Origin of the sequence: Parashewanella tropica (assembly GCF_004358445.1) — a bacterium.
GTDB lineage: Bacteria > Pseudomonadota > Gammaproteobacteria > Enterobacterales > Shewanellaceae > Parashewanella > Parashewanella tropica.
Map to the genome: position 1 here is coordinate 2,452,570 of NZ_CP037951.1, position 14,871 is coordinate 2,467,440.

The window sequence follows — 14,871 nt, forward strand, 5'->3', positions numbered from 1 at the left end:
TAATAATAAGTTGCAATTAATTCAAATGGATTTGAACATGTTTGCTCATGGTGTTTCTTCAGTTCCTCAACCAAGCCACTCTTCATCATCCGATCCAACAGCTTCTAAGTCTGCGACTTTAAAGGTAAGCCTAGGTTACGGTAGAACTTATCTTGCTACAGTTACCGAAACACCAGCTGCAGAACATGAGTATTCAGTTTCAATAAAGCAAAGCAGTGCTTTTGCATCACTAGTAAATTTTTTCCAAGACATGTTAGGCAGGATACTCGGAGGTACTGATTCTCAAATGGGAAAAGAAAGAAATTTGGAGCATGTTTCTCAACTCGCCATTAAGGAATACCAATCAATAGCGACGAGCCCAACACAATCAACACTTTCCTTTCTTCTACCTGATAGCCAAAACACAAAAGAAAACCATAAGGTTAGTCGTCATGTCACAGATTCAACTACACCTTCTAGTGCTCAATCCAAATCAACAACACCACCACTTCCACAATTTAGTCATCTTAACGAGGAAGTCCCCCCCTTTCCTGAAGCCTTTGATGCACTGCATAATCAACTCATTACTGACATTGACATAGATGCTATTGCCAATCACCCATCAGTAAAAATGAACAAGCAAAAGCTCTATGAAACATTAGCAACAGCCATTTTGGGAAAGCCAAGACCTTATACACTACAAGAAAAAAATGCGATAAGGCTAGCCGCTTATGATTTGCCTGAAGCACAGGTCGAGCGTACACATTTTTCTAAAGCCGAAAAAAAGCCACAAGCGACTCAAAGGTCTGATTCCCTTCCATTGCAAACCCAGCTATATGATATTCAACACGTTGTATTATCCCAACAAGATGTTGAAGATTTAAAAACTTATTTAGATAGTGACAACAAAGATATGGGATTTGCACTGGAGTTTTATATTCATCATCGCGAAAACGGAAGATTAGGTATTGATAAGCCTGAAAGTATCATTGACAACCCAGATTCGCCACCAGCTAAAGTAGTCCGAGAGTGTCATAAATTTTTAGCACAGAAAATTCAAGCATCAAAAGAAGAAGCTAGAATACAGCTGGCCAACCAACAAGCAACACCATCTCCGCAAATGGTAGATCCTATTCCAGCCGCAAGAAGAGAGAAATACCTTGAAACTCAAGCTTCGATACAACAAAAATTTTACCGTAAAAGGATTACAAGGGCAGAATTTATAGCTAAAGCCAAACAAGCTGGATTTACAGAAGATACATTTCAAATCGAAAGCAGAGTTGCCGTATCAGGGCGGATGAAAGAAATGGATTCCTATGATGGCCAATCTACCGTTCGCCACATTCATGTGAATATTGAAAAATTCAACTCTGTTCGGATGATGAATCAGCTTTTAATGCTTAATGAATTGCTCTAGAAATGAAAAAGCCGCGACATTAAGTCACGGCTTTCGAAATCTTGTCGCTCTAATCGATATTAACCGATTACGCTTACTTCTTCAGCTTGAGGACCTTTTTGACCTTGAGTTACGTTGAACTCAACTTTTTGGCCTTCTTCAAGAGTTTTGAAACCATCAGAAAGGATAGCGCGGAAGTGAACGAATACATCTGGACCTGATTCTTGCTCGATGAAACCAAAACCTTTGTCAGAGTTGAACCATTTAACGGTACCAGTAGTCTTTGCCATGATATAAATCCTGTAAATTTTAAATTTAAGCCTTAGCGGCGGTGGAGCTGAAAATGCCGGTATTACTTATGTTTTACAGGACGAACAGGTCGTGATGAATACATAAATATAAGTCCAACTTTCTAGCTGAGTAGACTATATACCATTTTGCAACTATGTCAACTTACGAACCAAGGTTAAAAAAAAAATTAATAAAATCAGCTAAAAATATGAAATATCTTCAGATTTTTTTGGTTAAACACTGTGCTTTAAACTGAACTATGACTGACTAAAACTTCATTAAATTCAAGTAGAATACGAATTATTGTCGGCGATGCAATTGGATCTTAAAGTCAAGCTCACACTCAAATCCTTGCTGACATAACTGTTGTTTTTGTGAGTCATCTAACTTCCAAGCATAAGGTGTCATATTCAGAAAGTTTTGAATATCATCTTTTTGTTTTAAATTGATTTTCTGCTGTAATCTTTCACTATGTATTAATTCAAAACCATCTAGATTATCCGTTTCTTCTGGATGTGGCTTTGGCTCATCATAGATCTCGGTTTTCAAAAACCAATGGTGCTTAGGGCCTGCTGAAACGGTTAAAAGGAATCCATCCTTTTTGATAACTCTCTTTAATTCGTCCAACTTCGAAGGTGCATAGATTCTTAACACAGCATCAAAAGATTGTGATGTAAATGGCGTATCAAAGGCGCTCGCGACACAAAAGTTAATATCTTTATAGCGTTTAGCACCATATCGAACAGCTACTTTGGAAATATCTAAACCATAAAGTTCTACTGACTTAGCTTTCAATGCTTCTGCAAGTCGTCCAGTGTAATACCCCTCACCGCAGCCTAAGTCTAATAAAGTACTTTTATCTACAAGATTACTCGATAAAAGCTCATTCACGCGATCACTTAAAAATTGATAATAGCCTTGATTCAAGTAATCACGCCTTGCCTGTATCATCAACTGGTTATCACCCGGATCTTTCGTTTTTTTCTTCTGAACAGGAAGAAGATTTACGTACCCTTCTTTAGCAAGATCGAAACAATGATTTTTTTGACATTTCCAAGTGCGATCATTCAATTGAAGTTGATTAGAACAGATTGGACAAATATAAGGCATTTCAGTTACCACAGCTTAAACTAAGCCGACAGTATAACTTGGACATAAAGTTTCTGCTCAACCAAATAACAGAACTTGAAATGCATAAAAAATACCCCCTTGCAAAATGCTAAGGGGTTATTCACGTAGGAGCTAAATAAATATACCTATGTTTTAATCAATCCTAATGGCATATCACCTGATGAAAAGTCATGGAACTTATGAAGATTCGGGAACAAATTCCCCAATTGACTCGATTTAGCACCAAACCATAATGCCAATTCTGCATAAGCCTCATCAGTTGAGGTCGTTGGAATAAGAACACCATTTCCAACATCAAGTGGATTTGAATTTCCTAAGGTAAGGTTAGGATATGAACCAAATACTTTACCTCCTTCAACTGGGCCCCCCATTACCATGACATTGCCACCCCAACCGTGATCGGTACCGTTACCGTTTGAGGTTAAGGTTCTACCAAAGTCAGAGCCCGTCATGGTAACAACTTGATCGGTTAAGCCCATTTTATCCAAGCATTTTTGGAACTCACCTAAACCACGACTTAATACTCTTAGCATTCTTTGTTGGTTCACCAATAACTCATCGTGGTGATCCCAACCCATATAACGGATAAAGAATGTTTGTTGTGGAGTACCTAAGTCTTCTGACGACTTGATACTTTGTGCAACCATTTTCAACTGTTGAGATAATGGCGAATCATTAAAACGACCAGGCACACGATTACCACTTATGGATTTTCTAAACTTCTCATGCAGAGATTGCGCTTTCCTGGTTAGCTTCAAGTAAGTCTGCTTAAATGGATCATTTTCGTACTTATGATTAAGAAGCGATTCGAAATTCTTTAGAATAATACGGTTTAACTCTCGCATGTCACTGGATTGTCTGCGATTTGGCTTAACGACAAGACCTACACTACCCTTTTCGGTGATCGCATAGCTGGTGCTTTCAACGCCATCTTGCATGATATTACGGCCAGCGAGAGAAATTCCCATCGGTACTTGGTTTAGCTTAGGGTTAGGCTGAATTGAATCAGCCATAAAACCAAACCAACCTTGGTTAACTCGTTCGCCCGGTCTAGCTGATTGCCAATGCTTAAATTGGTCTGAGTGAGACATCAAGCCTAATGGTAATTCTGCACTGTTATTTTTAAAGGTTTCTTTCGTTACAGGCTCAATTAATGGGCCAATATTTGAAATAAACGACAGTTTTTTCTGAGCAAATAAATCTCGAACTTCAGGCATACTCGGATGCACAGCAAAGCTTCTGTTTTGCTTATCTTTAAACCCTTCCAACGAAAGTAAACGAGGGTGTTTCAAAGCTAAATTGCTTCTGGTTTTATTATATTCCGCATAATGAAGCTGTGAATACGGTACCAACATATTGTAACTGTCGTTACCGCCATCAAGCATAATAAAAACAAGGGCTTTTTTATTACCTGAGTTAAAGCTACCTACTTTGGGTGCAGAAAATGCTGGTGCAACACCTGTGATCCCAACCCCAGCGGCTACAGCAGCGCTAGATTTCAAAAATCGACGACGAGATAAGTTAGTTGTAGACATGATTAGGCCTCCTGCACTGTGAATTCTGGAGAAATAGTCAACATGAAGGCGATGGTCTGCACCACCCACTCAGGGTTATTTTTAAACTGCTGAAATGATAATTTTATTTGCTCATGAATATCCAATTTGTGCTTACCCGTTAATATCAGGCTCATGCGCTTGATAAGCTCATCATGTTTGCTTTCATCTTTAGCCATTTGAATTTCTTCACTAAAGTTCAGCTTTAATTTGTCACTCTGATAATTTTTAAGAACATCAGGATCAAGCTCTGGTACATTTTGAATGGTGGGTGATTGATTAATCACCGTTGATACGGCAGGATAATAATCGCCAAAGAACCAGTAATACATCATGTTCACATAAGATATAGAAGTTGCTGATGTATGAAGCTCAAACTCAGGAGCAACCAACCCTCTATCTTCTATGTCACCATGTGGCGTAAAGTCTGGCTTATAAAAATTAAACACACTCGGTGAAGACATTGGCAGTTGCTGGGTTTGCTCTTTTATATCATCACCAATAAACCATAACTTACCTGAGTCATTACTCGCATTAAATGCCCTTAAAATTTGAGTCGTTCTGAGCGCTGGCGATTTCAACTTTTGAGATTGAACACCATTATCATGAGAGGCAAATTTCGCTTCACTTACAGGCTTAGAAAGCGGGTAAAGCAATATTTCTTTGATTGCTGCTTTTAAGTTACCTTGTGGTCCAAATTTTTCTGCTACGGCTTTAACATAGGCTTTAGATGGATTTGAAGTAACCAATTGATTGATCAACTTGGTCGCAATAAATGGTGCAGCACTTGGATGGCTTACTAACTGACGCGTAACCGTTCTAATTTCTTGTTGACAACTTTGCTTTCCAGGCAGATTAATATGCCCTTTTAGTAGTTGCTTAGGAAGACGGTCATGATAATCCTCATCCACCGTCATTGGCTTAACCATATTTACAAATGGTACTACCTTATATGACTTATCAACCCCGTCATCAAATCCAACACTGTAGCCGTTAAAGCTCGATTCCCAAAAACTGGTTCTCCATTCATACTGATAACTATCAGCTTTAAGGCCTGTGAAAACTCGTGCCATTGCACGGATATCATTGTTGTCGTAAGTCGGAATGTCTTCACCACGACTGTTTTGTTTACGGGTACCATCTGGGTTTAATTCAAATAAACCAATACTAAACAACTGCATGATTTCACGAGCATAATTTTCATCTGGATGAATATGCTTAGCAGGCTCAGCCTTACGGTTATTCATGTGCGAAAGGTAAATACCCATACATGGGTGGAATGAAACGTCATACAGAAGATCAGAAAAACTGCCGAATGCATGTTTGTAAAGCAAGTCATAATAGCTCGCCATACCAACCGAGTTTAGTTCTAATAAAGAATTATCAGAGATAACTAAAATCTCACTTAAAGCTTGTGCTACACGCTGTCTGAGCAACCCCGTTTGTGATTGAAGCGTTTGATCCCACCACGCCATACGGAAATACCACTTATATGGTAATGCAGGATTATTACCCTCACCATTAATGGCGCTCTCACCATAAGTCGAAACGAGTTTTTGACGAAATTGTTGCCAAATTTGATTGGTCTTATTTTCAAATAATGAAGGTTCTGCTTGATGCTGTAACTCTTGCTCCAACCAATTCTCTGCGCCTACTTCTTGAACTTGGCGGATCAAGTTGTAATCAGCTCCCAAAGTCGCTTGCATTAAAAAGCGACTACTTCTTTCATATTGCTGCATGAGCTTTACCTTAGACTTCTTATTTAATGCTTTTTTCATAATGACAATTGCGATTTCGCTTACGAGAAATACACACTCCTTGCTATTAGTGAACTGACGTTTGATTGCTAAAAAACGAGTAGATTGTCACAATGTAAATCAATCGAACTAAATTGCAAGCAGATATTCATGCCAAATGAATTCCCAAAAATTATTTTACTGCAAACAAATATAGATAAATAGAGCACAAACCCTTTATTTTCATAAGCTTATGAAAAATTTGCCGTCATTTTTTTGACAAAAACAAGCAAAAAAAATAATTTTTATCAATCGTCAAATTTATTACCCCAGCGTGGACAAAAATTCGACACAATATCGAGCTAAATACTTTCATCATAAGTACCCATGCAAATGAAAACATATCTTTTGATCCCCCTTTTAAGCACTGCGCTGTGTTCCTATTGCTTGAAAGACTGCCGGTATTACCGACATACAAAACTGTCGTTATTACATTGCCTTCGCAATAGCGCCTTGCTCAGCACTTAGAATGAATACCAAAACTATTCGATTACATTTGCATGAGTACTTAAACTCCACGGGTATAGGAAATAACAGCTGCTCAACATTCAAAAATAAAGAGAAACTAAACATCAACTCAGCCATTTGTTTTTAAATGGATTCCACATATTTAAAACTAAACATTCACTTTTTTTTGAAATATAAAAACCCATCCCTCGGTCTTAACAAAAAGTCAACAAACAACATCTACTGGACGAGTGAACGTTATGACCAACAAATTAAAAGTTAACAATACCTCTATTAAAGCACTCTTAATCGCAGCTCCTTTCGCGTTTGCAGCATCAAATGCTTCAGCTGGAGCTTGGGTTGCGGAAAAAGGCTCAGGCTATGCAAAACTTGGCTATGCCAGTTACGATGCCGATAAATATAAAGGCAACAACCCAACCTTTGAGAGCTTCAAAAGTGACAACGTTTCTTTTTATGGAGAATACGGACTAGGAAATAATCTTGCTCTTTACGGTTCTCAGTTATTCCAATCGTATGACCAGTCTGATTCTAAAGATGGAAAAAGCAGTGCAAGTGGCTTAAGTGATACTGAATTAGGTATCAAATACCAATGGCAAGCTAACCCTTTTGTTCTTTCAACCTCATTTTTAGTCAAAGCACCTTTGTTTTATAAAGCTGAAGACGGCTTAGGTAATCACCAAGTCGATTATGAGGCTCGTGCGCTCATTGGTAAGAGTTTGAACGAATACGGTTACTTCGGTTTAGAAATGGGCTATCGCTTAAGAGCTGGCGCACCATCAGATGAATATCGTTACCTGGTTGAATACGGCTTTGACATTAATAAAAACCTTTATTTCCGCACAAAATTAGACGGTACATTGAGTGCTAAAAACTCAGATACGCCTGACACAATCAATACCAACCTTTCAAATCCATTAGAGTTTGATGTTGGGAAGCTAGAACTTACTACTGGCTGGAAGTTTGATAACAAAGCCATGAAAGGCTACGGATTAGAATTCACTTTTACCCGTGAAATTTACGGTGAAAATGTTTTACAAGGCAATCGTTTTGAGCTGGCTTTAACTAAAGTTTTCTAATAACCATAACAATGAAATACACGAGGATTGTTGTTTCCTCGTGCATTTCATCTAGAGTTTTTAAAAATAGCCGATCATTATTTTTACAAAGGGTTGTTTAGCCATGTCGTCGATTAGTTGGTTTTTTATTACCATTCATTTTGTTTTATTAGGCATTTTATGTCTTTTTGGTCTTCACCGACTCTCAATGGTATTTCGTTGGTTTAAATACCGCAATAACCAACCAACTGAGCCAGAAACCTTTTCCACTCTGCCAACTGTAACGGTTCAAATCCCTCTTTATAATGAACGACTTGTCGCTAAGCGAATCGTAGATTCAATCGTAAAACTTGAATATCCACAAGATAAACTGCAAATTCAGATTGTTGATGATTCTACTGACGAAACCTGTGAGTTAGTGGCAGAACGAGTTAAATACTATCAACAGCAAGGCATTGATATTCATCATGTGCAGCGAGTTCATCGACACGGATTTAAAGCGGGCGCACTAAAAGATGCGATGGAAACAGCCACTGGTGAATTTATTGCGATATTTGATGCTGACTTTATTCCACATACTGACACCCTGCTAAAAACCATTCACCACTTTACAGAGCCAGATATGGCCATGGTTCAGTTTAGATGGGAACACTTAAACCGCAGAAGCAGCTTACTCACAAAGCTGCAAGCTATTATGTTGGATGCGCACTTTGGTTTAGAACAACGTGTTCGCTGTGCCAGTAACATGTTGTTCAACTTTAACGGCACCGCTGGTATTTGGCGTACTGAAGCGATTATTGATGCTGGTCATTGGAGCGCCGATACTCTTACCGAAGATCTTGACCTCAGCTATCGCGCCCAACTCGCAGGCTGGAAGATGCGTTACCTCAATGACGTTACCTGCCCCGGTGAATTACCAGCGGATATGAACGCATTTAAGAGTCAGCAATTCCGCTGGGCAAAAGGCGGCGTGGAAGTCATGATGAAAATGCTTCCAACCGTATGGAAAGCCAAGCTTCCTATCACGAAAAAAATTGAGTCCACTTTCCATCTCTCAAACAACCTTGCGTATTTTGTCATGCTGGTAGATACCTTAATTTTTCTGGTGCCCAGTTTATACCTCAGAGATCAGCATGACTTCGTCAACGTCTGGTGGCTAGATATTCCATTGCTAGCCATGTCATCGGGTGGTCATTTAGCGTATCTGTTTTTCGGTCAAGTAGTATTAGGACGCTCAAAACTTAGTGCATTTATCAAACTACCAGGATTGATGGTTCTAGGTATCTTGCTTGCCATTAATAATTCAAAAGCGGGAATGGAAGGGTTATTTGGTAAACGCTCTGAATTTGTTCGTACCCCAAAAACTGGCGAACTAGGCGATGAGTCACCAACGCCACAAACAAAACCAAGTACAGAGAAAAAACAGTACCGAGCCATCCCACCAAAAGGTGCATTGTTTGAATTGGCAATAGCCATCGTCTATTCCACAGTATTTTTATGGGCAGTAGGACAAGGTCATTGGTTTATGTTGCCATTCTTACTTTTATTGGCTGTAGGTTTTGTACTTTCCGCGTTTCATAGTTTTTACAGCCATATGCAGCTATCAAAGTGATAAGGCGCGAAGTTATGATTCAGCTGATAAGTCATTTACAACAAAACTTACCCGTCAAGGCTCGAACTTGGCTACATATAACAAGCTTGGCAGGAGTTGTTCTTTCTAGCTTAGCGAGCCATTGGTTATCAGAGTTCAAAACAACCCCAAACTCTCCTCACTTAGCTGAAATGGGTATCTATATCATCATTCAGTTCAGTGTGATGGGGCTATTCATGTTATTAGCTTGGGCGACGGCTCCTGCTTCTAACGCGTTGAAAGACTTTAAACTGATTTTGATCGCAGCCGTGATTGCAAGAGTCGTTTTACTTGATGTGGCTCCCTATACCTCGAATGATGTAGATAGATACTTATTCGATGGTCGAATTGCCTACGAAGGGTTTGACCCTTATCGAGTCAGCCACGATGCTCCTGAATTACAGGAACTAAGAGCTCAGTGGCAACCGCCACAGGAACACGCAAAGTATGTCACCTTATATCCGCCTGTAGCATTGAGTTTTTTTGCCTTGGCGGCTTCAGCAGATGTTGATAATGCTCAATTGGCTTGGAGTGCTATCTTACTTGTCAGTGGGTTACTAACCCTATACTTTTCTGCACAAGTATTGCAAAAGCTGGGCAAGCTAAAGCATCTCCCCTTAGTGGCTTTATCCCCATTATTGATTTTAGAAACTGGCGTAGGGCTTCATCTTGATGCACTTTCAGCATTGACTGTAATTGTGGCCGTTTATTTGTGGCTACACCAGCGATTTGTGTTGACCGGAATCATGATTGGAATAGGAATGTCGACAAAGATATTACCTATGATGTTGTTACTGCCCTTCCTGTTTTTTTTACTTGGTAAAAAAGAATTCAAAACCTTTGTAACGCTACTAGCTAGCACAATCGTAGCCATCGCCAGCATTTATTCACTCACCATTGCCCTTGGTTATCACCCAGTCGGTAGTATCAGTGTCTTTTTTGAAAAATGGCGTTTCGCCTCTCCGCTTTTTAATTCTCTCGATGCTTTTATATCTGGCTATCCACTGATTTTCACTCTAATGACGATTGCGACGATTATTTGCTTATTAATCGGCTTTTTCAGCTTATCGTCAACGCCTTTAGCGTCAAAAGACAGCAAATTAGGCTCGTGTTTACAACTTGCTCTATCTGTACCGCTATTTTTAGGCCCTGTGCTTTTTCCTTGGTATTTAATGCCATTAATCCCATTACTGGCATTAAGACCCAACCTTTATCTGATTGCTTGGACATTACTCATGCCTTTGACTTATGAAGTCATAGGTAACTTCTTGTGTTGTCAGCAATGGCAACCTGCTCAATGGCCAATCATCATTCTCGGAATTCTATATCTAATAACAACAATAAAACTCACAAAATGGCTTTATCAAAATAAATCACAACTAAAATTAAAAAGTCATTTGAGCAATGACAACCAAAGAATGAGTACCTGTCGATAAGTTCTTTGAAAAATTTGTGCTCAGGTTTAGTGCAATACAAGGCGCAATGAAGGACGCATAGCCGTAGCTATGTAACCGGAATTGCAACGCAGTAGAGCGGTGAAGATGAGCGCAAAAAATCTTAAGCAACTTATGGTCAGGTACTAAAGGAACGCATTATGATCAAAGCAATCAAAAACTATACTCATTGGCTGCATGGACAGTGGCCAGACGGAACACCAGAAAAGCTCCCTCTCGTTGATACTAACGGTACCACTAACATCAAAGGCGTTTATGTGGTTGGTGATCTAACAGGCATACCACTTCTCAAGTTTTCGGCTGATACAGGTGCTAAAGCCATCAATCAGATCATCAATGACGATGCTTTTAGCAAGCGTACTCAAAGCGATGAAATAACTGATGTCATTATTGTTGGTGGCGGTGTCAGTGGTTATTCGGCGGCGATTGAAGCTAAAAAACATGGGTTAAGTTTTACATTGCTTGAAACGAATCAGCCATTATCAACTATAGAGAACTTCCCAAAAAACAAGCCGATTTACACTTATCCAACGGATTTAGAACCAGAAGGTGAATTAGAGTTTTCGGACAAGATCACCCACAAAGAGAGCTTACTGTCAGAACTAAAAGCTCAGCTGACTAAGTTCGATATCAAGGCTGACATTGCTAAAGTTAGCCATGTAGAAAAGTGCTCGCAATACATTGATGTTGTCCTAGAAAATGGTGACAAATTAAAAGCACATAGAGTCATTATCGCCATTGGGCGTTCAGGTGGATATCGAAAGCTCAATATTCAAGGTGAGGAGTTAGGAAAAGTCAGTAATCGTTTAATCGATCCTGCCGTTTACGCAAATAAAAAATTATTGATTGTCGGCGGTGGTGACAGTGCCCTTGAAGCCGCTATCGCAACTGCCAATGAAAAAGCCGAAGTTACGCTTTCTTATCGCAAGGGAGAGTTTAATCGTGCTAAAAGCGAAAACGTTGAACAACTCTACGAACTGGCAAATACAAACCAAATAAAATTAAGATTGAACACCAATCTTAGTGAAATTACTGAAAGTAACATCACTCTCACCAATCAAACGGGTGAAACTGAAACGTTAGAAAATGACAACGTGCTTTTGGCTACGGGGCGTGAAGCACCTTTAGATTTTTTCAGACGTTCTAAAATCAAAATCCAAGGCGAAAGTACGTGGCAAGGCTGGATTGCTTTCGCACTATTTCTAGCGGCCATGTTCGCCCTTTATGATTGGAAAGGCTTTGGTTTTTTAAACTCATTTTGGAGTACTTTTTCCTATCCTGATCAAATGCCAACACTTATTGCTGGCTGGGGTGAATGGTGGCAAGCGCAAGTTAATGACCGCAGTACCTTAATTGGAACCATAGCGATTTCATTAAAAAGCCGTTCTTTTTATTACACTTTACTTTACACCATCATTATCGCCATTTTTGGTTGGCAACGAATTCAAAGGCGTAATACACCTTACGTCACTCGACAAACCATTGTGTTATTTATGGTTCAGTTGCTGCCACTGTTTTTGCTTCCTGAGATTATTCTGCCGTACCTAGGTTATAACGGCGTTTATGATGCGGGATTTGGCAAAACCTTTGCCGATACCTTGTTCCCAAGTTACATCTCAGCTCAAGATCTAGCCGCTCAAAACTGGCCTGAGTGGGGGCACCCTCGTGCTTATTGGCATGCTTACAGCTTGATTTTGGCTTGGCCGTTAAGTGTCTACACTGTGTTTACCGACACGCCACAAATCGCTTGGCTAGTCATTGCCGCATTACAAGTGTTAGTGATCATTCCTTTCATTGTGTACAAGTGGGGTAAAGGCGCTTATTGCGGTTGGATTTGTTCTTGTGGTGCTATGGCTGAAACCTTGGGTGATACCCAACGCCATAAAATGCCGCACGGTTCTAAATGGAACAAGCTCAACATGCTTGGGCAGTTCATTTTATTGCTCGCAGTGACTTTATTGATTATCCGTATCCTAGGTTGGATATTTCCAGATACTTGGATGAACGGCATGTTCAATCTGATCTTTAAAGGTGAGAACTCCAGTGGTCAGTTAGTGAACGGTTTCAGCTACAAGTGGATCATTGATGTTCTGTTTGCAGGTGTGCTCGGCTTTGGTTTGTATTTTAAATACTCTGGAAGAACATGGTGTCGCTTTGCCTGCCCGCTTGCTGCTCTCATGCACATTTATGCTCGCTTTAGTAAATTTGCCATTGCCAGCGAAAAATCAAAATGCATCAGCTGTAATTTATGTACCAGCGTATGCCACCAAGGCATTGATGTGATGGCCTTTGCCAGCAAAGGTAAACCAATGACTGATCCGCAATGTGTTCGTTGTTCAGCCTGCGTAAGTACTTGCCCGACCGGCACCTTATCTTTTGCACAAATCAATCGTAAAACATCAGAAGTGATAAAAACTGACTCACTTGCTGCGAGCCAAGTGCAAATGGCAGAGAAAGTGAAAGCCCACGGAGTAATAGAGGTTAATAATGTATAAGGGACATAGAGTTGCGGTAGTGATCCCAGCATTAAATGAAGAAAACGCGATTGGTGTAGTAACTACTGCACTCAACGCACTCAGATTTGAAAACCAACAAGTGATTGATGCCATTGTCGTCTGTGACAATGGTTCAACCGATAATACAGCTTCAGTGGCACGAGCTGCTGGAGCAATCACGGTAAGGCAAGACATTCCGGGCTACGGTATTGCCTGTTTGACCGCCATAGATAACTTACCTCAGTGTGATATCGTGCTTTTTGTTGATGGAGATGACTCTTGTTTTGCCGAACAAGCTATTCCTATGCTTGAAGGAATCGTCAATGGTGATGATTTAGCCATTGGTTCTCGAAATTTAGGAAAGATCGAAAAAGGCGCTCTAACTCAAACTCAAATGTTTGGAAATTGGCTTTCAAGCCATCTCATCACGTTTTTTTGGGGACAAAAAATCACAGATTTAGGGCCTTTTAGAGCCATTCGTTATTCGGCGTTGCAAACCATCAATATGCAAGACAAAACCTTCGGTTGGACAGTAGAAATGCAAGTCAAAGCCATTATTCACGGTATGCAAGTAAGCGAGTATGCAGTGGATTCCAAAGTGCGTATTGGTGAGTCCAAAATCAGCGGAACACTCAAAGGTTCAGTCAAAGCTGGAATTGGTATTTTATCCATGATAGGCAAGCTGTACTTCACTCAAGGTCAACTAAGACGAGCTGCCAGCCGTATATGAAAAAAGTGGTAATAGTTGTTGGCTTGGTTTTATCAATATTGCTGTATAAAGGGGTTTCACTTTATGCAGCCATCACTCCTCAAGCCAATACATTTTGGGAGTCCAGTCAACCTGATAACACTCTAAAGGTTGATCATCAGCTCTGGCAAACTTTGCTAGATAAATATTTAGTAGAAGAACAAAACTCTAGGTCTTTCGCTTATTCGTCCGTTTCAGCCGACGATAAAAAAGCACTAAAAGCTTACCTAAAACAGTTGAGTTCAATTGACCCAAGATCGTTAAATCGAAATGAGCAACTGGCATATTGGGTTAACTTATATAATGCGCTGACAATAGATCTCACCCTTAATCACTACCCAATAAAATCAATTAAAGACATTGGTGATGGCATAACGGGGCCTTGGAATATCGAAGTTATTCAGATATCTGGTCAAGCAGTTACCCTCAACCAAATTGAGCACAAAATTTTACGTCCAATATGGAAAGATCCACGAATCCATTATGTGATTAATTGTGCTAGTCGTGGATGCCCTGATCTTCCAACTAAAGCCTTAACCAGCCAAAATATTGAAGCGCAACTCAATCAGGCAGCGGTTAGATTTATCAATCAAACCAAAGGGGTAGATATTCAAAATGATCAATTAACCCTTTCGAGTATCTACAATTGGTTTTCTGAAGATTTTGGCAAAGATCGACATGCGTTAATTTCACACATCAACACATTTGCTAAGCCAAGTTTAAAAGCCGAACTCGCCAAAGACAAACCTTTGAACATCAAATTTCAATATGATTGGAAATTAAATTCGCCAACGGCAGGTCATTTAGATTAAGTACACAAAAGTTTAACCTAAAAACATCAGTTGGCTACGTTTTCAAGCGTAGAAAAAATGACT

General features: G+C 39.8%; 11 protein-coding genes. 7 read left to right on the forward strand and 4 right to left on the reverse strand.

Annotated elements, in window-relative coordinates; genetic code table 11:
- Window positions 1-25 precede the first annotated feature (25 nt).
- Window positions 26-1,396 carry a hypothetical protein gene (locus tag E2H97_RS10790; protein ID WP_170308290.1) on the forward strand — a complete coding sequence of 457 codons (1,371 nt, stop codon included), beginning with the start codon at window positions 26-28 and terminating at the stop codon, window positions 1,394-1,396.
- 59 nt (window positions 1,397-1,455) lie between these two features.
- Here E2H97_RS10790 and E2H97_RS10795 read toward each other — a convergent pair whose 3' ends face one another.
- The 4 genes from E2H97_RS10795 to E2H97_RS10810 all read right to left on the reverse strand — a co-directional run bounded on the left by E2H97_RS10795 (window position 1,456) and on the right by E2H97_RS10810 (window position 6,128).
- Window positions 1,456-1,665 (reverse strand): cold-shock protein, encoded by a 210-nt coding sequence (locus E2H97_RS10795; RefSeq protein WP_121837574.1) that lies wholly within the window; start codon window positions 1,663-1,665, stop codon window positions 1,456-1,458.
- 301 nt (window positions 1,666-1,966) lie between these two features.
- Window positions 1,967-2,776: a 23S rRNA (guanine(745)-N(1))-methyltransferase gene (gene rlmA / locus E2H97_RS10800; protein ID WP_133407148.1), complete on the reverse strand. Its 810-nt coding sequence runs from the start codon at window positions 2,774-2,776 to the stop codon at window positions 1,967-1,969.
- A gap of 146 nt (window positions 2,777-2,922) precedes the next feature.
- Window positions 2,923-4,332 carry a DUF1501 domain-containing protein gene (locus E2H97_RS10805; protein WP_133407149.1) on the reverse strand — a complete coding sequence of 470 codons (1,410 nt, stop codon included), beginning with the start codon at window positions 4,330-4,332 and terminating at the stop codon, window positions 2,923-2,925.
- Window positions 4,333-4,334: 2 nt separating this feature from the next.
- Complete coding sequence (locus E2H97_RS10810; protein ID WP_218938211.1) at window positions 4,335-6,128, reverse strand: DUF1800 family protein; 1,794 nt, start codon at window positions 6,126-6,128, stop codon at window positions 4,335-4,337.
- Between the two features lie 725 nt (window positions 6,129-6,853).
- On the opposite strand from E2H97_RS10810, the gene E2H97_RS10815 reads away from it, so the two are divergent.
- The 6 genes from E2H97_RS10815 to E2H97_RS10840 all read left to right on the forward strand — a co-directional run bounded on the left by E2H97_RS10815 (window position 6,854) and on the right by E2H97_RS10840 (window position 14,808).
- A complete protein-coding gene (locus E2H97_RS10815; RefSeq protein WP_133407150.1) occupies window positions 6,854-7,690 on the forward strand; it encodes a hypothetical protein in 837 nt (278 codons plus the stop codon).
- Between the two features lie 103 nt (window positions 7,691-7,793).
- Window positions 7,794-9,281, forward strand: coding sequence for a glycosyltransferase (locus E2H97_RS10820; RefSeq protein WP_133407151.1), 1,488 nt, complete (start codon window positions 7,794-7,796; stop codon window positions 9,279-9,281).
- 14 nt (window positions 9,282-9,295) lie between these two features.
- Window positions 9,296-10,735 carry an MptA/MptB family glycosyltransferase gene (locus E2H97_RS10825; RefSeq protein ID WP_133407152.1) on the forward strand — a complete coding sequence of 480 codons (1,440 nt, stop codon included), beginning with the start codon at window positions 9,296-9,298 and terminating at the stop codon, window positions 10,733-10,735.
- Window positions 10,736-10,893: 158 nt separating this feature from the next.
- On the forward strand, window positions 10,894-13,248 hold the full coding sequence (locus E2H97_RS10830; RefSeq protein ID WP_246028993.1) for an NAD(P)-binding domain-containing protein: 2,355 nt from the start codon (window positions 10,894-10,896) through the stop codon (window positions 13,246-13,248).
- Entirely contained in the window at window positions 13,241-13,978 is a 738-nt protein-coding gene (locus tag E2H97_RS10835) for a glycosyltransferase family 2 protein (RefSeq protein WP_133407153.1), read from the forward strand. Before E2H97_RS10830 ends, E2H97_RS10835 begins: the two co-directional genes overlap by 8 nt.
- Complete coding sequence (locus E2H97_RS10840; protein ID WP_133407154.1) at window positions 13,975-14,808, forward strand: DUF547 domain-containing protein; 834 nt, start codon at window positions 13,975-13,977, stop codon at window positions 14,806-14,808. Before E2H97_RS10835 ends, E2H97_RS10840 begins: the two co-directional genes overlap by 4 nt.
- Window positions 14,809-14,871 lie beyond the last annotated feature (63 nt).